Consider the following 22412-nt stretch of genomic DNA (forward strand, 5'->3'; position numbering starts at 1 on the left):
TCGGGTGCCATGAGGAGACGACTTCCGAGGCCCTCAGCCGGAGAACAAGCCCGGGGAAGGTCTCAGCCTCGGCGAGCCCGATCGTAGGCATCGAGCGATACTTTCCGCTCTGCCGCGTGGTCGACGATCCGCGCTGGGTAGCCGGTCGGCGGCTGCGCACGTCTCCAGGGTTCGTGGACTGCCTGGCCGGTGATGTCTCGGAGCTCGGGGACCCACCGGCGGACATATGCCCCGTCTGGGTCGAACTTCTTTCCCTGGAGCACGGGGTTGAAGATCCGGAAGTACGGTGACGCATCTAGGCCGGTCCCCGCCACCCACTGCCAGTTCAGCTGGTTCTGGGCCACGTCGGCGTCGAGCAGGCGATCCATGAAGTGAGCCGCCCCGCGCTGCCACGGGACGTGGAGGTCTTTGACGAGGAACGATGCGACGGCCATCCGCGTCCGTCCGTGCATCCAGCCCTCGTGGAGCAGCTGGCGCATCCCGGCGTCGATGTACGGGTACCCGGTCCGGCCTGCCGCCCATGCGTGAAGCATCGGTGCAGCAAGCTCGTCCGGAGCCCAGGAATCGTCGGGGAGCACCGGCCTGAGCGACGTGGTCGCTGCGCTGGGGGAGTGGAACAGGACGTCCGCGTGGAACTCGCGCCACGCGAGCTCGGAGCGGAACGAGTCTGCGCCGGCTCCGGGGACGGATCGGAGATCGGACAGCAGAGTCCGGGGATGAACCTCGCCCCACTTGAGCGCGATCGACACGTGAGACGTCGCGTCGAGGTCTGGTCGGTCGCGGTCGTCGTCGTAGCGTGCGACAGCGTCGAGGTACTCGCGCCATCTCGTGCGCGCAGCGCGCTCGCCTGCCTCAGGGAGCACCGGCCCGTCGCCAGGGTCGTCGATCGGCGGGAGGCTGTCCGACGGGAGATCGATCCATGTGTGGTCGGCCGGGCTGCCGGCGGGAGCGCGCCATCCGTGGTCGAGCCATGCGGTGCGGAACGGGGTGAAGACGCGGTAGGGCGTACCGCTCCGGGACAGGACGCGCCCGGGGGAGACCGCGTACGACGACCCGGTGGTCCGGAGCTCGACCCCTGCGCGCTCGAGCGCGAGGGACGTCTCGGCGTCGCGGTGGCGTCCGTACGGTTCGAACGACTCGGCGACGTGGACCGTCGCGGCGCACGCCTCCCGTGCGACCGTGGGGACCACCTCTGCGGGCGAGCCACGGCGGACGACCAGGCGGCCTCCCATCTGCTCAGACAGTGCGTCGAGCGAATGCTGGAGGTAGCGCAGCCGTGGCGTCCCCGAGCGGCCCCACAGCGAGTCGTCGAGGACGAACAGCCCGACGACACCACCGTCCGTGGCAGCAGCGTCGCGGACCGCGTGGAGCAGCGCAGGGTTGTCGTCGAGCCGCAGGTCGCGGCGGAACCACTGGATCGATGTCACCGTGGCAACCCTATCCAGGGTCTCGCCGCACCGCGGCCTGAGATCGACGCTCGCCTCAGGGGACGTGTCTCAGCGGAGCCAGGGCTGGCGCTGCACGAGGGGGATCGCGGCCCACCGTCGGCCCAGACCCCAGGTGTCTCCGGCGAGCGTCGTCGCAGCGATGATGAGGACCAGCGCGTAGACGACGTGGTAGTCCATGATCGGGTTGGTCGAGCCGCGCAGCAGCGGCCACTCAGCGACCCACATGAGAAGCATGATGACGGTGCCAGACACTGCTGCTACCCGCAGGCCGATGCCGAGGATCAGCGCGAGGCCGACACCGAGCATGCCGATCATGAAGAGCCAGTCGGTGAGCGGGCTCGCCATGGTCGCGAAGAGGTCCTTGAACGGGCCGACCGTCCCGAAGGTCATGAATCCTTGGCTCGGGGTTCCGCCGTCGAGCCAGGACAGGCTCGCAGGGCTGCCGTCGGTCGTCGCGGCGCCGGTGCTGTACTGCAGACCGAAAGTCTTGTCGAGGAAAGCCCACAGGAAGATGAAGCCCGTGCCGATCCTCGCGACCGCGAGCCATCTGCGTGCACCGGCTCGGACGACGATGTCGGACCCGGTGACGACAGCGGTGGTCTCGCCGTGCTGTGCGTCCGTGTGTGTTGCCATCTGAACTCATCCCTGTGCGTCAGAGAGAACGATGCGCCGGTAGGGCGTGTCTTCATCGTGACGCTCTGACATCATCTGGGGTGTGGGTCTAAGGTCCTTGTGGCGCGCCTCCTCAGAGACCGTCCCGAGGGTTGACCCGCTGGCGGAAGCACCCCACGGCAGTCATACACTCAAGAACATGACCGCAACGAGTGATGAACCACAGGAGACCTCTGCCGCACGAGCGAGCGCGCCCGGCATCGACATCAAGCCTCGGTCCCGCAAGGTGACCGACGGTATCGAGGCCACGGCCTCGCGCGGAATGCTCCGCGGCGTGGGGCTCGGCGACGACGACTTCGCAAAGCCTCAGATCGGTGTCGCGAGCTCCTGGAACGAGATCACACCCTGCAACCTCTCGTTGGACCGCCTCGCGAAGGCCGTCAAGCAGGGGGTGCACGCCGCCGGCGGATACCCGCTCGAGTTCGGTACCATCTCCGTCTCCGACGGGATCTCCATGGGCCACGAGGGGATGCACTTCTCTCTCGTCTCCCGTGACATCATCGCTGACTCTGTCGAGACCGTCATGGAGGCGGAGCGCCTCGACGGCTCTGTCCTGCTCGCCGGGTGCGACAAGTCGCTGCCAGGCATGCTCATGGCAGCAGCACGCCTCGACCTGGCCTCCGTCTTCCTCTATGCCGGGACGATCATGCCGGGCTGGGTCAAGCTCGAGGACGGCACCGAGAAGGACGTCACGCTCATCGACGCCTTCGAAGCCGTGGGCGCGTGCGCCAAGGGGCTCATGAGCGAGAAGGACCGCGACACCATCGAGCGCGCGGTCTGCCCCGGCGAGGGGGCCTGCGGCGGGATGTACACCGCCAACACCATGGCCTCCGTCGCTGAAGCGATCGGGATGTCCCTGCCGGGGTCGGCCGCGCCGCCCTCGGCCGACCGTCGTCGTGACGCCTTCGCGCACAAGTCCGGCGAAGCCGTCGTCGAGCTGCTCCGCCAGGGCATCACCGCTCGTCAGATCATGACCAAGAAGGCGTTCGAGAACGCCATCGCGGTCGTCATGGCCTTCGGCGGTTCCACGAACGCGGTCCTCCACCTCCTCGCGATCGCCCACGAGGCCGAGGTCGACCTCACGCTCGACGACTTCACGCGGGTCGCCGAGAAGGTGCCTCACCTGGGCGACCTCAAGCCCTTCGGTCGGTACGTCATGGCCGACATCGACAAGACCGGCGGCGTGCCTGTCGTCATGAAGGCGCTGCTCGACGCGGGGCTGCTCCACGGGGACTGCCTCACCGTCACCGGCAAGACTGTCGCGGAGAACCTCGCAGACATCGCACCTCCTGACCCGGACGGCAAGATCCTGCGGTCCTTGTCCAACCCGATCCACAAGACCGGCGGCATCACGATCCTGCACGGCTCGCTCTCTCCAGACGGCGCTGTCGTGAAGTCCGCCGGATTCGACTCTGACGTGTTCGAAGGAACCGCCCGGGTCTTCGACCGTGAGCGCGCCGCGATGGATGCGCTCGCGGACGGCACGATCGTCGCCGGCGATGTCGTCGTCATCCGCTACGAAGGCCCCAAGGGGGGGCCCGGCATGCGCGAGATGCTCGCGATCACCGGAGCGATCAAGGGCGCAGGCCTCGGCAAGGACGTGCTGCTGCTCACGGACGGACGCTTCTCCGGTGGGACGACAGGGCTCTGTGTGGGGCACGTGGCGCCTGAGGCCGTCGACGCCGGGCCGATCGCCTTTGTCAAGGACGGTGACCGGATCCGTCTCGACGTCTCCAGCGCGACGCTCGACCTGCTCGTGGACGAGAGCGAGATCGAGGCGCGCAAGATCGGCTGGGAGCCCGTGCCTCACAAGTACACCCGCGGTGTGCTGGCGAAGTACGCGAAGCTCGTGCACTCCGCGTCGCAGGGGGCAGTCTTGTACTGACCGGAGGTTCTGACGCAGACCTCATGACGGCGGGGCCGGATCTCGATGGAGATCCGGCCCCGCCGTCATGAGGTCTCGTGGGGATCGTGCGGCTATCTTGGGTCGGCGCTGAGCGAGACCTGGAAGTCCTCAGGCTCCAGGACGAGCCCGTTGGCGAGCGTAGACTCGGCCGGCCGTGTCATGACGAAGACAGCACCGTCGAGGGTGTCCCACGTGAGCGGGAAAGCGACCCACCCCCGCTGGCTCTGGCCTGGAGCGAGGTCTTCGAGCGGCCAGAAGGTGGCACTCGTGAGCGCCACGTCGAGGCTCGGGCTCGTCTGGACGGAATCTCCCGCGGCGGACTGGAGACGGAAGTCGGAGGGGCCTGTCGTGGCGGCAACGTCTGCACCGGTCGAGAGAGTCACGTCCACGAGCACGAACGCCTTGACAGCGTCCGAGATATCGAGGCCACCGGGTACAGGGAAGTTGGGGACGAGCCCGTTGATCGTGACAGTCGACCCGGTGCGAGAGTCGGTGATCGATCTGTCGACCGTGGCGTAGTCGAGAGAATCGACGGCGGCGGAGCGCGCGGGGACGATCTGACCGTCGCCGCACGCTGCGACCACGAACGTGACCGTGAGGATGGAGACCGCCACGCGTGCGCGGACCGCCGCACGGCCAGGCTGGGGCTCTCGCGTCATGGCCTGTCCTCCTCGTGCAATCGGTGCACAGGCCCGGTCGTCTGCGGACCCGCAGCCTGACGGTCGTTCGCCGGGCCCCGTTGTGGCCTCACACTCTAGGTGTCACAGTGGAGCACATGGCCGTGCTCACTGGTGCTGAGATCGTCGCCGCGCTCCGCGGGACGCCGTGGAACCTCTTCCTCGGTCGTCTGCATGCCTCGTTCGCTGTCGAGAACCTCGCGGCTGGCGTGCGTCTTGCCGACCGGGTGTCGGAGGCTGCCGACAGCGCCGGGCACCATCCGGACATCGACCTTCGCTACACCTCCGTCCATCTGGTGCTCGTCAGCCATGACGTCCAGGCGGTCACCGTGCGCGACGTCCGGCTCGCCCTGACGATCGCTGAGATCGCCAGCGCCGAAGGTCTTGCACCGAGCGCCACCTCGCCCCAGATCACCGAGATCGCCGTGGACGCGCTCGACATCCCAACGATCAGACCGTTCTGGAAGACCGTGCTCGCGTACGTCGACGGGATCGATCTCGACTCGGAGGTGGGGGACCTGTGCGACCCGCGGGGGATCGGCCCGTCAGTCTGGTTCCAGCAGATGTCTGAGCCGAGGGTGCAGCGCAACCGCATCCACCTCGACGTGACGATCGCGCACCGCGAGGCGCCTGCGCGGCTCGCGGCGGCGCTCGACGCGGGCGGGGTGCTCGTCTCCGACGCGGCCGCTCCACGCTTCTGGGTCGTCGCTGACGCCGAGGGCAACGAGGTGTGCATCTGCACTCCCGAGGGCCGTCACTGAGCCCGAATCGCGCGACATGTCTGGTGCAGGTCCCACGGGCTGAGACCCGATGGTCGCCAGGTGACATCGCTGCGTGGGAAGCGTACTGTGCTTCGTGTGCAGACTTCCATTCTCGTAGTACTTCCTAGGCGCGCCGGCTGAGGCCTTCCACTTAGGTCTCGTCAGCGCGCTTACCCCTCGAAGAGCCCTACCGGGTACGAGGGGTTTTTTCATGTCATCACCACATGTCACTGGCACACACGCCATCACAGTGACCGTCGGTCCGCCGCTCACGAGGCACAGGATCGTCAGTCACCCCGCACGCCCAGGGCACCAGCCTCGGCGTCAACGCCTGCCGAGCTCGACCAGCAGGACCGGCAGCAGCTTCCACCCAGTTCCAGCACACAGGAGAACCTGATGGTCCAGGGCCCCACCCCGACACCGATGCGAAGCGGACCGACGTCCGACGCTGACGCTGACGCGACGCAGGCACCGATGCCCAGCGCGCCCAAGCCAGCGCCGCGCGGATCGGCACCCGCGCAGCGTCGCGCAGCCACCGAGATCGTCGCGCCGCACGAGGTGTCCGGCGCCGAGTCGATCGTCCGATCTCTCGAGTCAGCCGGCGTCGAGGTCGTCTTCGGCATCCCCGGAGGCGCGATCCTCCCGACGTACGACCCGCTCATGGACTCGAAGAAGCTCCGGCACATCCTCGTGCGGCACGAGCAGGGTGGCGGTCACGCGGCCTCGGGATACGCCCACGCGACCGGTCGCGTGGGCGTGACGATGGCGACGTCGGGGCCGGGAGCGACCAACCTCGTCACCCCCATCGCCGACGCCAACATGGACTCGATCCCCATGGTCGCGATCACGGGACAGGTGGGCGCGTCCCTCATCGGGACCGACGCCTTCCAGGAGGCCGACATCGTCGGCATCACGCTGCCGATCACCAAGCACAACTTTCTCGTGACGAACCCGGACGACATCCCCCGGGTCATCGCGGAAGCCTTCCACATCGCGTCGACCGGTCGTCCCGGCCCTGTCCTCGTCGACATCGCGAAGTCTGCGATGCAGGCACGGACGACGTTCTCGTGGCCTCAGGAGATGAACCTTCCCGGCTACCACCCGGTGACGAAGCCGCACAGCAAGCAGATCCGCGAAGCCGCACGCCTGCTCGCAGGTGCGCGACGTCCCGTGCTCTACATCGGTGGGGGAGCGATCCGTTCCGGCGCTGCTGCCGAGCTGCGCAAGCTCGTCGACCTCTCCGGTGCGGCCGCCGTCACGACGCTCATGGCCCGGGGCGCGCTCCCGGACACCCATCCGCAGAACCTCGGCATGCCGGGCATGCACGGCACGGTCCCGGCCGTCTCTGCGCTGCAGAAGGCCGACCTCGTCTTTGCTCTCGGGGCACGGTTTGACGACCGTGTCACAGGAAAGCTCTCGAGCTTCGCGCCGCACGCCACCATCATCCATGCAGACATCGACCCCGCAGAGATCGGCAAGAACCGGACGGCGGACGTGCCGATCGTCGGTGACCTCAAGGAGGTCATCGCCGACCTGCTGCCCGAGCTCCAGCGTGAGCACGACGAGCACGGCAAGCCTGATCTCGAGGCCTGGTGGCGCCAGATCGACAGCTGGCGCGAGACCTACCCGCTGGGCTTCACCGAGCCCGAGGACGGTCACCTCTCTCCGCAGCACGTCATCTCACGGCTCGGTGAGATCTCCGGACCGGACACCATCTATGTCGCAGGGGTGGGGCAGCACCAGATGTGGGCGGCCCAGTTCATCAAGTACGAGCACCCCAACACGTGGCTCAACTCTGGTGGCCTCGGCACGATGGGCTACTCGATCCCGGCCGCGATGGGCGCGAAGGTGGGGCAGCCCGACCGGACCGTCTGGGCGATCGACGGCGACGGCTGTTTCCAGATGACCAACCAGGAGCTCGCGACCTGCACCATCAACGACATCCCTATCAAGGTCGCGCTCATCAACAACTCGTCCCTCGGCATGGTGCGCCAGTGGCAGACGCTCTTCTACGAGTCTCGCTACTCCAACACCGACCTCAACACGGGTCACGGCACCCGACGCATCCCTGACTTTGTCAAGCTTGCAGACGCGTACGGGTGCGTCGGGATCCGGGTCGAGCACGCCAACGAGGTCGACGCAGCGATCAAGCGCGCCGAGCAGATCAACGACCAGCCCGTGGTCATCGACTTCAACGTCTCTCGGGACGCGATGGTCTGGCCCATGGTCGCGACCGGCGTGAGCAACGACGACATCCAGTACGCACGCGGCATCTCGCCCGCGTGGGACCGCGAAGACTGACTGGGAAGGCAGAAGAAGACATGACTCGTCATACCCTCTCGGTGCTCGTGGAGAACAAGCCCGGTGTGCTCACGCGCATCGCTGGCCTCTTTGCCCGCAGGTCGTTCAACATCCACTCCCTCGCGGTCGGGCCGACCGAGCACGAGGACCTCTCCCGCGTGACTGTCGTGGTCGACGTGGACGAGCTCCCGCTCGAGCAGGTGACGAAGCAGCTGAACAAGCTCGTCAACGTCATCAAGATCGTCGAGCTCGACCCGGGTGCCGCGGTCCAGCGCGAGCTCATGCTCGTCAAGGTCCGCGCCGACCTGGCGAACCGCACGCACGTCCTCGAGGTGGTCCAGCTCTTCCGTGCGCACGTCGTCGACGTCGTGCCGGACGCTGTGACGATCGAGGCGACCGGGAACCCGGAAAAGCTGGTCGCGCTCCTCGGCGCTCTCGAGCCGTTCGGCATCCGTGAGATCGTCAAGTCCGGCACCGTCGGCATCGGCCGTGGTGCCCGCTCGATCACGGACCGGGCGCTGGAACGCGTCGCGCGAACCGCCTGAACGACGTCTCTTCTTTCCTCTGCACGACACATCCACACCAAACCAAGGAGATCCACGGTGGCTGAGCTTTTCTACGACGACGACGCCGATCTGTCCATCATCGCCGGCCGCAAGGTCGCCGTCATCGGCTACGGGAGCCAGGGCCACGCGCACGCGCTGAACCTTCGCGACTCTGGCGTCGACGTCCGAGTCGGACTGCGCGAGGGAAGCTCGTCGCGCGCCAAGGCGGAGAACGAAGGCCTGCGCGTCCTCACGGTCGCCGAGGCCGTCAAGGAGGCCGACGTCGTCGTCATCCTCGCGCCGGACCAGGTCCAGCGTCACGTGTACACCGAAGAGATCGAGCCCAACCTCAACGAGGGCACCGCTCTCGTCTTCGGTCACGGCTTCAACATCCGTTTCGGATACATCAAGCCTGCTGCTGGGCTCGACGTCGTCATGGTCGCGCCGAAGGGACCGGGCCACCTCGTCCGTCGCGAGTTCCTCGATGGTCGGGGTGTCCCCGTGATCGTCGCCGTGGAGCAGGACCCGTCGGGTACTGCCTGGGAGCTCGCGCTCTCCTACGGCAAGGCGATCGGTGGTCTGCGTGCGGCAGGCATCAAGACCACGTTCACCGAAGAGACGGAGACCGACCTCTTCGGTGAGCAGGCCGTCCTCTGCGGTGGTGCGTCGCAGCTCGTGCAGTACGGCTTCGAGGTGCTCACCGAGGCTGGCTACCAGCCCGAGGTCGCCTACTTCGAGGTGCTCCACGAGCTCAAGCTCATCGTCGACCTCATGTGGGAGGGCGGGATCGCCAAGCAGCGGTGGTCCGTCTCCGACACTGCTGAGTACGGCGACTACGTCTCCGGCCCGCGCGTCATCACGCCCGAGGTCAAGGAGAACATGAAGGCGGTCCTCGCGGACATCCAGAACGGCGCCTTCGCGGAGCGCTTCATCAACGACCAGGACAACGGCGCCCCTGAGTTCAAGGAGCTCCGCGCCAAGGGCGAGAAGCACCCGATCGAGGCCACCGGCCGTGAGCTCCGCAAGCTCTTCGCGTGGGTCAAGCCGTCCGACTCGGACTACGTCGAGGGAAGCGCCGGGCGCTGACGCCTCGCTCCACCCGAGCCTGACCCTCGAGGGCGGGTCGACCTGCACACGCAGGCCGACCCGCCCTCGAGGCGTCCGTGGGGTCGAGGTGGCCGCTTCGCCGTGCAGAGGGTGAAGATGGTGATTGACTGGGACCATGCCACTCGAAGGAACGTATGAGCCCAGCTCGGAGAAGCGCGCACGCGACCAGGTCGAGGAGTACGAGGCCTCGGGCGGGACGCGAGGGACGACGCTGCGAGACATGCCCGTGGTCATCCTCACGACGATAGGTGCCAAGTCCGGGATGATCCGCAAGACGCCGCTCATGCGGGTCGAGCACGCCGGGCGCTACGCGGTCGTCGCTTCGCTCGGCGGCGCACCGAAGCACCCGGTCTGGTACTTCAACCTCGTCGCAGACCCGCGGGTGGAGCTCCAGGACGGACCTCGGAAGTGGGACATGGTGGCGCGCGAGGTGATCGGGTCCGAACGCGACGTGTGGTGGATGCGGGCTGTCGCGGCCTACCCCGACTATGCGGACTACGCGCTCGCGACCGAGCGCACCATCCCGGTCGTCGTCCTCGAGCCGCGAGAGCACGACACACCCCAGACGGACGCGGTGCCGTCGAACGAGGACGAGTCGCCGTATGCCGGGGTCGAGGCCGCCCAGCGCACGGGTCAGCCCGCGCCAGACGGCGAGATCGCGGACTTCTGGGAGGTCGCGCGTGTCCATGCTGGCCTCGGCGACATCGCCGTCGTCGGTGGGGTGAGCGCCGCTGCGGGCGTTGCGCCGGCAGGCTGGGCCTTCGGGGACAACCCGGTCATGGCTGACGAGCTTCTCGCGCTCGTGCTCGCAGAGACCAAGACCGCGACGTCGTCGGCGCTCTCTGACTACGACGCCGAGGACGTGTCGTTGCCCGAAGCCGGTGACCTGTCGATCATCCTCGACGGAGAAGGGCACCCGGCTGCGCTCATCCGCACCACCGAGGTCGAGATCGTGCCGTTCGAGGCAGTCACAGAAGACTTTGCGGCAGCAGAAGGCGAGGGGGACCGGTCGCTGGAGTCATGGCGCGACGGGCACACCTCGTACTTCACGCGCATCCTCGGGGTCCCTGAGGTGCCTGCCGATCTCCAGGTCGTGACCGAGCGGTTCGTGCTGCTCTACCCGACCACCACCCACCGGTCGTGAGGCCGACGACCTCGGAGGGCGTCGGCCGGGCGAGCGCGGCGCGCTACGAGCTCGTCGAGGCCGGGACGCTGAGCACGACCTCGAACTCGAGCAGCTGCGCTCCCTGCGCGACGGGCGCAGGACGTTCTCCGGACCCCGCGTGGGCTGCACGCCCCGAGCCTGATGCCCAGGCCTGGTAGTCCTCCTCGGTCTCCCACTGCGTGTAGACGAAGTAGCGCGTCTCGCCGGCGACAGGACGCAGGAGCTCGAAGCCGAGGAATCCTGGAGAACCCTCGACGGCCCCTGCCCGGGCGGCGAAGCGCTTCTCGAGCTCGGTACCGGAACCTTCGGGGACGGTGATCGCATTGATCTTCACAACAGTCATGGGTTCAGCATCCCACCTCGCGCGTGTGGGGCGGGGTGCGCGCAGACGCGCGTCGCACGGCTGAGCCCTGACTCGGTCTCGCTGCGCGTTGATCGGATACTGAGATGCGCGTCCCGCTCCCTGGGACCGTGCGTAAGATCTCCGACATGACGCGGAACATCGATCTTGCAGTGGTCGCCGGCGACGGAATCGGGATCGAGGTCGTCGAGCAGGGGCTCGCGGTCCTCGATGCGGTGCTCGCTGGCTCGGACATCACGGTGACCACGACGGAGTTCAACCTCGGCGCCCAGCGCTGGCACGCGACAGGGGAGACCCTCACCGACTCCGACCTGGCCGCGATCCGTACGCACGACGCTATCCTTCTCGGTGCCATCGGCGACCCGTCCGTCCCCTCAGGTGTCCTCGAGCGCGGGCTGCTCCTCAAGCTGCGTTTCGCGCTCGACCACTACGTCAACCTTCGCCCGGGCAAGCTCTACGAGGGCGTGCGGTCACCGCTCGCCGAGCCAGGAGACATCGACTTCGTCGTCGTCCGCGAGGGGACCGAAGGGCCGTACGTCGGCAACGGCGGAGCGATCCGCGTCGGGACGCCGCACGAGGTCGCCAACGAGGTCAGCGTCAACACGGCGTTCGGCGTCGAGCGGGTCGTGCGCGACGCCTTCTCCCGCGCTCAGGGGCGACCTCGCAAGCACCTGACCCTCGTGCACAAGCACAACGTCCTCGTTCACGCCGGGCACCTGTGGCGCCGGACGGTCGAGGCCGTCAACGCCGACTTCCCGGACGTCACGACCGACTACCTCCACGTGGACGCCGCGACGATCTTCCTCACGACGAACCCGTCGCGCTTCGACGTCATCGTCACCGACAACCTGTTCGGTGACATCCTCACCGACCAGGCAGCAGCGATCACGGGCGGCATCGGCCTGGCGGCGTCGGCGAACATCAACCCCGACCGGACGTCGCCGTCGATGTTCGAGCCGGTGCACGGTTCGGCACCGGACATCGCAGGCCAGGGAAAGGCCGACCCGACAGCGACGGTGCTGTCTGTGAAGATGCTTCTCGATCACCTGGGACTCCCGGACGAGGCGCAGCGCGTCGAGACCGCCGTCGCTGCAGACCTCGCCGTCCGGGGGAGCCGAGTACGCTCGACGGCCGAGGTCGGCGCCGAGCTCGCGGAGCGTGTGCGCGGCTGATCGTCTCCTTGGTCGTCTTCACCGGAACCCCGGTCGGACAGACCTCGTGCAGCACGTCGGACCCATTCGAGGGCTCGGCGTGGGAAAATGCACAGGTCGCCAGGTGAAAGGCTTTTGACCATGAGCATCGCTCTCCCAGAATCGTCCACGACCATCGACGACGTCGTGGCACGCTTCGAGATCCACAGCACGGACACGCCTCTTCCCGCCGACGAGCGGGCAGCGGCCATCGCCTCGCCCAAGTTCGGCACCGTCTTCACCGACCACATGGCTCGCGTCACGTGGACGTCGGGGGAGGGATGGACGGACCGGCGCGTCGAGAAGTACGGTCCGCTCCTCCTCGACCCGGCCAGTGCGGTGCTGCACTACGGGCAGGAGATCTTCGAAGGGCTCAAGGCATACCGCCACCACGACGGTAGCGTCTGGGCGTTCCGCCCCGAAGCCAACGCCGCCCGGTTCGCGCGCTCCGCCGAGCGGCTCGCGCTCCCTGTGCTTCCCGCCGAGGACTTCATCGGCGCGGCGGCTGCGCTCGTCCGCACAGACGTCGAGTGGGTGCCCGACGGCGAGGAAGCGAGCCTCTACCTCAGGCCGTTCATGTACGCATCGGAGGCGTTCCTCGGTGTGCGTCCCTCCCTCGAGGCGGAGTTCCTCGTCATCGCGTCGCCGGTCGGCCCGTACTTCGCCGGAGGCGTCAAGCCCGTGGCGATCTGGGTCGCTCAGGACTTCCACCGTGCCGGCGCAGGCGGCACCGGTGCAGCGAAGTGCGGCGGCAACTATGCGGCGAGCCTCTTGCCGCAGACGCAGGCGCACGAGAAGGGTTGCGAGCAGGTCTGCTTCCTCGATGCGTCGACCAACACCGCGATCGAAGAGCTCGGCGGGATGAACGTCTTCTTCGTCCGGGCCGACGGCTCGGTCGAGACCCCTGAGCTCACGGGCTCGATCCTCGAGGGCGTCACGCGCTCCTCGATCATCACGCTCCTCACGGATCGCGGGCACGAGGTCGTCGAACGTCGGATCCTTCTCTCGGAGGTTCGCGAAGGTCTTGCGGACGGCTCCTACGCGGAGGTCTTCGCGTGCGGCACAGCCGCGGTCATCACCCCGATCGGGCGTCTTGCCGGCGAAGACTTCGATCTCACGATCGCTGACGGTTCCGCAGGCAGCGTGACCATGACGATCCGCGGCGAGCTCACCGACATCCAGAACGGGCGTGCTGCCGACCGCCACGGATGGATGACGCGCCTCGTCTGAGGTTCGCACGACGAGGCTGGCCGGTCCCCGAGGACCGGCCAGCCTCGTCGTGGCGCGGTCCGCTCATCCAGCGTGGGCCGTCACGACGCGAGGCGTCGACCGAGAGGAAGGCGTGATCTCGTCGCGAGCGCTGCTCCCGCGATCGCCAGGAGCGGCGCCGTGCACGCGATCAGGGCGAGGAAGAGCCACGGAACGTCGAGCTGCCACGCCCATCCTGCTCCGCCGGCGAGGGTGCGCTCCGAGAGCACGAACATCCCGCCGAAGAAGACTCCGGTCACGAGCCCGAGGCCGGTACCCACGACGGCGAGCACGCCAGCCTGTGCACCGGCGAGCCGTCGTCTGGTGCGAGGGGAAGCCCCGATCGCCGAGATCGTCGCGAGGTCGGGTCGGGACTCCGACGCCGCGAGACCGACGACGATCCACGTCGCGAGGGTGCTGAGAAGAAGCAAGCCGGTGACCATCGCTGCCAGGGGGTGTCCCGACGGGGTGAGACGCTCGACCTCGATCTCGGCCAGCGCGTAGATCCCTGGTACCTGAGGGAGATTTCGCAGAGCTGTCCGCTGCGCGTCTGTGACGTCGCCCATCTCGGGCACCACGAGACCGACAGGCGACGACGTCCACCCGATCTCAGAGACGACCTCCGGCGGGAGGATGAGCCGGTACGTCACCTCTCCCCAGGTGTGCGCTACGGCCGGAACGACGACGGGCTCCTCGATCCCCGGAACGGCCAGGTGAGCGAACGTCGATCCGCTGGCATCGGTCCACAGGTCGCGCTCCGAGGCGACGACGGCATGCTCTGTGGCCAGGGCGTCGGCGACCACGTCGGAGTCCGGAAGCCCCAGAGCACGGACCACGCTGCCGTCGTCCACGATGACGAAGTCCTTCTGGGTGGACATGTTGAAAGGCGAGGATCCCCACGTTATCGCCGAGCACCGCGGGTCCTGGCCGTACCGCAGGGTGGGGCATCCCACGCTCTCTGGCCGTAGCCGATCGATCATCTCGCTCCGGTTTCCGCTGGGCGGGACAGCCGACCGCACCTCGGTGATCGGCACGTCGCCAAGAGAATCCGTGAGGAAGACCTCGTAGACGTCCACACCGTCTTCCAGGCTCACAGGAGGGGCATCGTCTGCCGTCGGCGCTTGTGACGATGCCGTGAGGCCGACGACGAGGGTGCCAACGGTTGCGGGGCGCGTGTCGAGCCGCTGCATCGACGCGTCGGACGAAGCCTGGAAGGTCACGCCAGCACCAGCCACCGCGGTGGCAGCGATGATGGCGGCCAGGGCAGGTGCCGTCCGAGCGCGGTGGCGGTCTGCGTCGCGCAAGGCATAGCGGACCGCGGGACCGGCCCGGTCGGCGACCCGAGCGAGCGTCTGGACGGTCGGCGCAGCGAGGAGGATGACTCCGACCTCGAGGACGAGGAGACCGGGGATCAGGACAGGGGTTCGTCCCAAGAGCGCTCCGACGACCGCGGCGAGGATCCCGATCCCGAGGGTCACGAGCCCGACGACGGGTCTGCGTCGCGCGGGTGTCGTGACAGGACGCCGTCCGCTGAGCGCCGAGACGACGTCCGTCCGTGCTGCCTGGCGGGCCGGGAGCCAGGCGGCAGCGAGCGCGAGGGCCGTTCCGGCGAGGGCCAGGACCAACAGCTCGGCGACGGGGATCGCGAGGTTCGGCACATAGATGTCTTGGGTCCGCAGCGCCGGTAGGAGGGCCGCTCCGGTCGCTGCCCCGATCACGGTGCCGCCGACGGCCGCGCCACCACCGACGACGAGGCCGGTCGAGAGGACGATCCGTCGCAGGTCTGCCGGCTCGCCTCCGGTCGCGGCGACGAGGGCGAGGTTGCGTGTCTCGCGTCGGGCACCGACCACGAAGGCCGGACCGATGAGGAGGGCCGCCTCGAGGAGAGCAGCGATGATCACCGCGACGAGAGCGACCCCCGACAGGGTGCCTGAGGGCACGAAGGCGGTGAGGCGAGAGACGAGAGGGGAAGACATCTGGCTCCCGTTCGAGGGACCGACGGCCTCACGGCTGAGGACCGTGAAGCCGAGCTGGAAGAGCTGTTCGGCATGCTCGGGCAGGACCGGAGCGTCTCCGGTGACGTACCAGGCGGTCGGACCTGCTGCGGCGTCGAACGGATCGAGGCTCGACCCGGGGATGCCGATGAAGTCTGCGGGGACGCCCGAACCGATCCGGCTGATGCCCACGACCGTGAGCTCGACGGGATCGAGTGCTGTGGTACCGATGGAGGACTGGCGCAGCGCGACCGTGTCGCCGACGTCGAGAGGAGCTGACCGTGCCATGTGACCGCTGACGAGGATCTCCGAGGGATCTTCTGGTGCCCGGCCCTCCTCGACGGCCGCGAGGGTCCCGAGGTCGTCGTCCGTGAGGTCGATCTCAGCGTAGCTTCGCCCGCTCCGCGACTGCGTCCCGGCCGCGTAGTCGACGAGCGCGCTGCTCATCGGCAGTGCTCTGTCGCCAGCAGGGAGCGATCCGTCGAGGGCGGCGCTGAGCTCGAGAACGCTGAGCGGGGCGGAGTCATCGTCATTATCGCACGAGTAGCTCGTCCCGTCGTCAGTCGGCACGAGGGCGCCGTCAGGGCATGCGTGCGTGATCCGTGCCTGGACCGTCGACCCGAGGGAGTCCCGGACGATGCTCGCGTCGCTCGGGACTGTCGACCGGAGGAGGACGAGGCCCGCGGAGCCTGCGACGAGCGGGAGCGCGACCAGTGCTGCGACGAGGGCCGTGCGTCCGCGGTGGCGAGCGGCGTCGCGGCGCGCGATCCGTGCGGCGGCGCGCCACCGTGCCGCCCACCGCAGGGCGGTGGGCAGGGTGCGTTCGTTCATCCCGCCTGACCTGCCGCTCCGGCGAGGAGCGACTCGGCAGACGCGAGAGCTCCGGTCGAGTCGGTGATCCGGCCGTCGCGAAGGAAGACCGTGCGGTCGGCCCAGGCGGCGTATCGCGCGTCGTGCGTGACCATGAGACCGGCAGCCCCGCCGTCGATCCGGGCACGCAGGACCTGCATGATCTCCTCGCCGGCGACCGAGTCGAGGGCTCCGGTGGGCTCGTCGGCGAGGATCAGCTGACGCGGTCCGACGAGGGCACGGGCGATCGCGACCCGTTGCTGCTGCCCGCCAGAAAGCTGGTCGGGGAAGAGCTCGGTGATGTCGAGCGCTCCGGTCTCGGCGAGCGCGGCGAGCGCGTCGATGCGGGCGAGGTGGGGGCGGACGCCGTCGAACTCCAGGGGGAGCGAGACGTTCTCCCGGGCGGTGAGCGCGGGGACGAGGTTGTAGTCCTGGAAGACGTAGCCGATGTGGGCTCGGCGTAGCTGCGCGCGCCGAGCGTTGTTCACTCCGCCGAGGTTGTTGCCTGAGACCGTGACGCTCCCGCTGGTGGGTGTGTCGAGGCCGCCCGCGATGTTGAGGAGGGTCGACTTGCCGGACCCGGACGGGCCCATGACGGCGACGAGCTCGCCCGCGCGGACCTGGAGGCTGACGCCCCGCAGTGCGTGGACCTCGTGGGCGCCGCGCCCGTGGGTGCGGTGTGCGTCGGTGATGGTGAGGACGACGGGTCCGAGGTCCGCGGTCATCGGGCCGCTCCGGGTGCGGTGGTGGTGGGGAGCGACGCCGGGATGTTGGGCGCCTCCCTTCGGGCCGGGCGTTCGTCTGAGGCCCGTGCGACCCGGGCCTCGACGTGGTCGAGCCAGCGGGCCTCGGCCTCCATCCCGAAGATGAGCGAGTCGAGGACGAGCGACCAGGCAAGCTCTGCCTGGGGGGAACCGGCGTCGCGTGCTGACGTGAGGGCCTTGAGCGCAGCTGCGTCGTCGTGCTGCGGTGCTCGGGAGCGGGCAGCAGGGCGACGGGCTGACGGGGCCGTCGCGTGCTGGTCGGGCCGTGCCTTGAGACGGGTGAAGTCGCGCAGCGCTCGCAGGCTCTCGGTGCGCTGCATCTGGACGATCGCGCGGACGTCGACGCCGGGGACGGTCACGGCGAGCGCCAGCTTGATCGCGAGCTCGTCGCGCGCCGGGGCGTCGCGCCGGACGGGTTCGGTCCACCATGCGGTGACCTCGTCGCGGCCTGCTTCTGTGAGGGCGAAGCGCTCGGGCTCGCCGTCGTCGACGGGGAGCGCGTCGACGAGACCGTCACGGTGCAGCCGGGAGAGCGTTGTGTACGCCTGTCCGATGTTCAGCGGCCATGTCCCGCCCGTCCGGGCCTCGAACTCTTGCTTGAGCTGGTATCCGTGCATCGGGCCTTCGGAGAGGATCGCGAGCATTCCTTGTCGGACAGACATGACACCCCTGTAGTTACTCGGTAAGTATGTGAGGTTCCGATACTTACCAAGTAAGTATGAATTGTCAATCGACCCGCCGATGGCAGCGGTGACCGTGGGCACGGCGAGCAGGCCCTGTGGCATGATGTGAGGCATGACACACCCATGCGTCTCCCGGCTCCTCATCACGTAGCGCGTCCGGTTACCCACCGGACGCGCCAACCTCCCGTACCCGGGGGGTTTTTTTGTTGCTGGACGACGGCGCCACCCCTGCCGCAGATCCCGCACAATGCTCGGAGACAGTCTGTCCACACCCGCTCCACAGCACGGAAGAGAGTTTCCCCGTGAGCTTCCACGTGTACGACACCACCCTGCGCGACGGCGCGCAGCAGGAAGGCATGAACCTGTCCGTCACGGACAAGCTCGCCATCGCCCCCTTGCTCGACGAGCTCGGGGTCGGGTTCATCGAAGGCGGCTGGCCTGGCGCGGTCCCCAAGGACACGGACTTCTTCGCGCGAGCCGCGACCGAGCTCACGTTGAAGAACTCTGTTCTCGCCGCGTTCGGTGCGACCCGCAAGGTGGGGCTCCGTGCGTCCGAAGACCCACAGGTCCTCGCGCTCCTGCACTCCGGGGCCCCCGTCGTGACCCTCGTGGCGAAGTCGGACGTCCGGCACGCCGAGCGCGCCCTGCGGACCACCGCCGAGGAGAACCTCGCGATGATCACGGACACGGTGGCGTTCCTCGTCGGCGAAGGTCGGCGTGTGGTGCTCGACGCCGAGCACTTCTTCGACGGCTACCGCTTCGACGCGGCCTACTCGCGCAGCGCCGTCCTCGCGGCGTTCGAGGCCGGCGCCGAGGTCGTCGCGCTCTGCGACACCAACGGTGGGATGCTGCCGCACTGGGTGACGGACATCGTCGGCGACGTCCGCGCCGTGGTCGGGCCCGACGCGATCCTCGGCATGCACGCGCACAACGACAGCGGGTGCGCCGTCGCGAACACCCTCGCGGCTGTCGATGCTGGGTGCTCCCACGTCCAAGGCACGATCAACGGCTACGGCGAGCGCACCGGCAACGCGGACCTCATCACCGTCGTCGCCAACCTCGAGCTGAAGAACGGGCGCACGCTCCTCACCGGGGCAGGGCTCACCGAAGCGAGCCGGATCGCCCATGCCATCAGCGAGATCACCAACATCTCTCCGTACGCGCGCCAGCCGTACGTCGGTGCGAGCGCTTTCGCCCATAAGGCGGGCCTCCACGCGTCAGCCATCAAGGTGGACCCTGACCTCTACCAGCACATCGACCCTCGCCTCGTCGGCAACGACATGCGCATGCTCATCTCGGACATGGCCGGGCGTGCCACCATCGAGCTCAAGGGCCGCGAGCTCGGGTTCGACCTCTCCGGCCAGGGAGAGGTCCTCACCCGCATCACTGCCCGCGTCAAAGAAGCCGAGGCCAACGGGTACACCTACGACGCGGCCGACGCCTCGTTCGAGCTGCTCCTCATCGAAGAGATGATGGGAGAGCGCCCGCAGTACTTCGACGTCGAGAGCTGGAGAACGATCGTCGAGCGGCACGGGCACCGCGGGACCGTCGCTCTCGCCGAGGCGACGGTCAAGCTCGAGGCCGGCGGAGAGCGCGTCGTGACGACCGGTGAGGGCAACGGACCGGTCAACGCGCTCGACCAGGCGTTGCGGCTCGCCCTGACGCGCATCTACCCCGAGATCGAGAGCTTCGGGCTCATCGACTTCAAGGTCCGCATCCTCGACCAGATGCACGGCACGGACGCCGTCACGCGCGTGCTCATCGAGACGACCGACGGCCAGACGAGCTGGTCGACGGTCGGCGTCGGGCCGAACATCCTCGAAGCGTCGTGGGAGGCGCTCACCGACTCGGCCATCTACGGGCTCATCCACGCAGGGGTCAACCCACGCTGATGCCAGCAGCGGGCCGGGGTGAGCAACGGCATACCCGGCACCGCAGCTCGCGCTCGCTGACACGCCTACGCTGAAGGTGTGAAAGGTGAATACAAAGTTCCTGGTGGCAAGCTCGTCGCAGTCGATCTCGAGGTCGCGGACGGGGCCCTGAGCAGCGTCGCGGTGAGCGGAGACTTCTTCCTCGAGCCGGACGACGCGCTCCTCGACATCAACGGAGCCCTCGACGGCATGCCCGCGTCGTCGTCGGTCTCCGTGCTCGGTGCGTCGATCACGCGGGCGCTGCGCCCGGACGCGACCCTCGTCGGCTTCAACGCCGAGGCCGTCGCGATCGCCGTCCGCCGTGCGCTCGGCCATGCGACCGGATGGCACGACCACACGTTCGAAATCGTCCACGACGGTCCGCAGTCGCCCGCGATGCACATGGCGCTCGACCAGGCCATCAGCGAGGCCGTCGACGCCGGGACCCGGGGACCCACGCTCCGCATCTGGGAGTGGGGAGCCCCCGCCGTCGTCATCGGATCCTTCCAGTCGCTGAAGAACGAGGTCGACCCTGCCGGCGCCGAGAAGCACGGCATCACCGTCGTGCGCCGTGTCTCCGGTGGCGGTGCGATGTTCATCGAGCCCGGCAACACGATCACCTACTCGCTCACCGTGCCCGCCTCCCTCGTCGAAGGGCTGAGCTTCGAGCGGTCCTACGCGTTCCTCGACGACTGGGTCCTCGGTGCGCTCGCCGACGTCGGTGTCGCTGCGACCTACCAGCCGCTCAACGACATCGCGTCACCGGCCGGGAAGATCGCCGGTGCCGCCCAGAAGCGGTTTGTCGGCGGTGCCGTGCTCCACCACGTGACCATGGCGTACGACATCGACGCGGACAAGATGCTCGAGGTGCTGCGGATCGGCCGCGAGAAGATGAGCGACAAGGGCACGAAGAGCGCCAACAAGCGTGTCGATCCCGTGCGCTCCCAGACCGGGATGGCCCGCGCGGAGGTCATCGAGGCGTTCAAGGCCCACTTCCGGTCGCGCTATACGACGACCGAAGGCAGCGTGACGGACGCGGAGCGTGCACGGGCCGACGAGCTCGTCGAGACGAAGTTCTCGACCCCCGAGTGGACCGCGCGCGTCCCCTGATCCCGAGGCGGGCGTGCGCCGCCCGGGCGGCGCACGCCGACGGTCAGCGTTGGGCGAGCATCTCCACGATCGTCGCGCGCGGCTCCGTCACCACGACGAAGTCGACACGTGTGCCGTCGAACTGGTCCTCGCCGTCCTCGAACATCTTCTCGGTGAGCGGGCCCACCGCATCCTCGTTGACCACGACCGTGAGCCACACCGGGTGACCGGCAGGTGCCTCGGCAGGGATCTGCGCGCGGGTGGCCGGGGAGCCCAGGGCGCCGATGGTGAGCTCGACGAGCGTCCGCACGTCGACCTGGGTCTGCGCATCGGCGTCGTCGTCGCCGAGGTAGACGATCTCGGCGCGCAGGTGCTCCTTCTCGTCGTCCCAGACATAGGCTGCTGCGACGAGCCCGGCCGTCGGCTGAGGTTCCGGGGGAGCTGGCTCCACCACCGGGACGCTCGGCGCGGCGACGACCGCCACAGGCGCCGGGGCTGCAACGGGCTCGGGCTCCACGACCTCGGGCACAGGCGGTGCCTCGTCGGTCCGCACCGACAACGGGATCGACACACCGAGCCGTTCCTGGAGGATCTCGACGCGACGCTGAGCCAGGGGGCCGAGCGGGACCACACCGGTGTGGATCTCGATCCGGACGCCGGCGTTCGTCGCACCGTCCGGGATGGAGTGGCCGAACTCTCCGGCCTGGACAGCGTTCACCGTGGCGACGACGTCCGCTGAGACGCTGTCAGCGGTCGCGCTCGCGTCACGTCCGCTCGCGTCGAACGGGAGCGTCACGACGACGGCGTTGTCCTCGGCGGACCATCTCTCTGTCACGCCCTCGGGAATCGGAACGGGCTCGGGGCGACGGGAGAACGGCATCTTCATGGTCTGACGATGGCGTATGCGCACCCCGGGAGCAAATCCGTCCGGGCCCTCATCCGAGCGGGGGCCTCGTCCCGAAGACCGCGGTGCCGACCCGGACGATCGTCGCACCGGCGAGGACGGCCTCCTCGAGGTCGCGGCTCATGCCCATCGACAGCTCGACGGCGTCGGACGTCCCGACGGCACCGGACGACACGACCGTGTCCCGTACCTCCCGCAGCGTGTCGAAGCCCGCCCGTACGAGGCCACGGTCGGCCGAGTTCGCGCCGATCGTCATGAAGCCGCGCAGGCGCAGCCCGGCGAGCCCACCGACGGCGACCGCGAGATCGCTCGCCGCCTGCGGCGAGACGCCGGACTTCGTCGGCTCACCAGAGACGTTCACCTGGAGGAAGACGTCCAGCGGAGAGGCCGTGGCGCCCGCGACCGCACGGTCCGAGAGCCTCCGTGCCAGCTCCCACGAGTCCACGCTCTCGACGCACGCCGAACCGTGCAGCGCGAGCGCCCGCAGTGCATGGTTGACCTTGTTCGACTGCAGCGGGCCGATGAGGTGAGCCTCGAGCCGCAGGTCGGCGAGGTCCGGCGCCTTCGCGGTGAGCTCCTGGACCCGGTTCTCGCCGACGAGCACGCGAGCGCCCCGGCCCGTCGTCCGCAGGTCGAGGCCCTGCGCAGCAGCGACCGCCCGGCGGACCAGGTCAGCAGGCTGGGTCTTCGTCGCGAGGAGAAGACGCACATCCTGGGGGTCCCGCGCTCCTGCGGCACACGCTGCTGACACCCGGTCGCAGACGTTCGCGATCGTCTGGACGAGGTCGAGGGGCATGGACAGCATCGTAGTTCGCCGCTGCGTACGCCATGATGGCTC

Annotated in this window: 18 protein-coding genes and 1 pseudogene; 10 read left to right on the top strand and 9 right to left on the bottom strand. The window is 68.6% G+C overall.

Annotated elements, in window-relative coordinates:
• Window positions 1-62 precede the first annotated feature (62 nt).
• Both ATL42_RS02510 and ATL42_RS02515 read right to left on the bottom strand, forming a co-directional pair.
• Window positions 63-1427 carry a cryptochrome/photolyase family protein gene (locus tag ATL42_RS02510; protein ID WP_098454002.1) on the bottom strand — a complete coding sequence of 455 codons (1365 nt, stop codon included), beginning with the start codon at window positions 1425-1427 and terminating at the stop codon, window positions 63-65.
• A gap of 69 nt (window positions 1428-1496) precedes the next feature.
• Window positions 1497-2081, bottom strand: coding sequence for a DoxX family protein (locus ATL42_RS02515; protein WP_098454003.1), 585 nt, complete (start codon window positions 2079-2081; stop codon window positions 1497-1499).
• 178 nt (window positions 2082-2259) lie between these two features.
• Between ATL42_RS02515 and ilvD the strand changes: the two genes are divergently transcribed.
• On the top strand, window positions 2260-4005 hold the full coding sequence (gene ilvD, locus ATL42_RS02520; protein WP_098454004.1) for a dihydroxy-acid dehydratase: 1746 nt from the start codon (window positions 2260-2262) through the stop codon (window positions 4003-4005).
• 92 nt (window positions 4006-4097) lie between these two features.
• Here the strand turns inward: ilvD and ATL42_RS02525 are convergent, their stop codons facing one another.
• Window positions 4098-4685 (bottom strand): DUF4352 domain-containing protein, encoded by a 588-nt coding sequence (locus ATL42_RS02525; protein WP_098454005.1) that lies wholly within the window; start codon window positions 4683-4685, stop codon window positions 4098-4100.
• Window positions 4686-4801: 116 nt separating this feature from the next.
• On the opposite strand from ATL42_RS02525, the gene ATL42_RS02530 reads away from it, so the two are divergent.
• The 5 genes and pseudogenes from ATL42_RS02530 to ATL42_RS16890 all read left to right on the top strand — a co-directional run bounded on the left by ATL42_RS02530 (window position 4802) and on the right by ATL42_RS16890 (window position 10561).
• On the top strand, window positions 4802-5464 hold the full coding sequence (locus ATL42_RS02530; RefSeq protein ID WP_098454006.1) for a VOC family protein: 663 nt from the start codon (window positions 4802-4804) through the stop codon (window positions 5462-5464).
• Window positions 5465-5887: 423 nt separating this feature from the next.
• A complete protein-coding gene (locus tag ATL42_RS02535) occupies window positions 5888-7765 on the top strand; it encodes an acetolactate synthase large subunit (protein ID WP_425443178.1) in 1878 nt (625 codons plus the stop codon).
• A 20-nt stretch (window positions 7766-7785) separates the two neighbouring features.
• A complete protein-coding gene (ilvN, locus tag ATL42_RS02540; protein ID WP_098454008.1) occupies window positions 7786-8310 on the top strand; it encodes an acetolactate synthase small subunit in 525 nt (174 codons plus the stop codon).
• 18 nt (window positions 8311-8328) lie between these two features.
• Window positions 8329-9396, top strand: a pseudogene (gene ilvC / locus ATL42_RS02545) (ketol-acid reductoisomerase); the annotation flags it as partial.
• Window positions 9397-9532: 136 nt separating this feature from the next.
• Window positions 9533-10561, top strand: coding sequence for a nitroreductase/quinone reductase family protein (locus ATL42_RS16890; RefSeq protein ID WP_342748085.1), 1029 nt, complete (start codon window positions 9533-9535; stop codon window positions 10559-10561).
• Window positions 10562-10604: 43 nt separating this feature from the next.
• Here ATL42_RS16890 and ATL42_RS02555 read toward each other — a convergent pair whose 3' ends face one another.
• Complete coding sequence (locus ATL42_RS02555; protein WP_098454010.1) at window positions 10605-10925, bottom strand: antibiotic biosynthesis monooxygenase family protein; 321 nt, start codon at window positions 10923-10925, stop codon at window positions 10605-10607.
• Between the two features lie 146 nt (window positions 10926-11071).
• Here ATL42_RS02555 and ATL42_RS02560 point away from each other — a divergent pair, with 146 nt between their 5' ends.
• Entirely contained in the window at window positions 11072-12115 is a 1044-nt protein-coding gene (locus ATL42_RS02560) for a 3-isopropylmalate dehydrogenase (RefSeq protein ID WP_098456272.1), read from the top strand.
• A 120-nt stretch (window positions 12116-12235) separates the two neighbouring features.
• Window positions 12236-13363, top strand: a complete 1128-nt coding sequence (locus ATL42_RS02565) for a branched-chain amino acid aminotransferase (protein WP_098454011.1) — start codon at window positions 12236-12238, stop codon at window positions 13361-13363.
• Between the two features lie 80 nt (window positions 13364-13443).
• On the opposite strand, the gene ATL42_RS02570 is transcribed toward ATL42_RS02565, so the two are convergent.
• From ATL42_RS02570 to ATL42_RS02580, 3 genes are read right to left on the bottom strand one after another with little or no spacing between them, the layout of a single operon-like run.
• Window positions 13444-16206 carry an FtsX-like permease family protein gene (locus tag ATL42_RS02570; protein WP_098454012.1) on the bottom strand — a complete coding sequence of 921 codons (2763 nt, stop codon included), beginning with the start codon at window positions 16204-16206 and terminating at the stop codon, window positions 13444-13446.
• The gene (locus ATL42_RS02575) at window positions 16203-16949 is read right to left on the bottom strand and encodes an ABC transporter ATP-binding protein (RefSeq protein WP_098454013.1); all 747 of its coding nucleotides are present in this window, start codon (window positions 16947-16949) and stop codon (window positions 16203-16205) included. The genes ATL42_RS02570 and ATL42_RS02575 overlap by 4 nt, the downstream gene beginning before the upstream one ends.
• Entirely contained in the window at window positions 16946-17650 is a 705-nt protein-coding gene (locus ATL42_RS02580; protein ID WP_098454014.1) for a PadR family transcriptional regulator, read from the bottom strand. Before ATL42_RS02580 ends, ATL42_RS02575 begins: the two co-directional genes overlap by 4 nt.
• Window positions 17651-17973: 323 nt before the next feature.
• Between ATL42_RS02580 and cimA the strand changes: the two genes are divergently transcribed.
• Together cimA and lplAB are read left to right on the top strand one after the other, a co-directional pair.
• A complete protein-coding gene (cimA, locus tag ATL42_RS02585; RefSeq protein WP_098454015.1) occupies window positions 17974-19563 on the top strand; it encodes a citramalate synthase in 1590 nt (529 codons plus the stop codon).
• 78 nt (window positions 19564-19641) lie between these two features.
• The gene (gene lplAB, locus ATL42_RS02590; protein WP_098454016.1) at window positions 19642-20691 is read left to right on the top strand and encodes a lipoate-protein ligase LplAB; all 1050 of its coding nucleotides are present in this window, start codon (window positions 19642-19644) and stop codon (window positions 20689-20691) included.
• 43 nt (window positions 20692-20734) lie between these two features.
• Here lplAB and ATL42_RS02595 read toward each other — a convergent pair whose 3' ends face one another.
• Window positions 20735-21505: a hypothetical protein gene (locus ATL42_RS02595; protein WP_143556681.1), complete on the bottom strand. Its 771-nt coding sequence runs from the start codon at window positions 21503-21505 to the stop codon at window positions 20735-20737.
• A 100-nt stretch (window positions 21506-21605) separates the two neighbouring features.
• Window positions 21606-22370, bottom strand: coding sequence for a YggS family pyridoxal phosphate-dependent enzyme (locus ATL42_RS02600; RefSeq protein WP_342748086.1), 765 nt, complete (start codon window positions 22368-22370; stop codon window positions 21606-21608).
• Between the last annotated feature and the right edge of the window lie 42 nt (window positions 22371-22412).

Source organism: Sanguibacter antarcticus (assembly GCF_002564005.1).
GTDB classification, from domain to species: Bacteria; Actinomycetota; Actinomycetes; order Actinomycetales; family Cellulomonadaceae; genus Sanguibacter; species Sanguibacter antarcticus.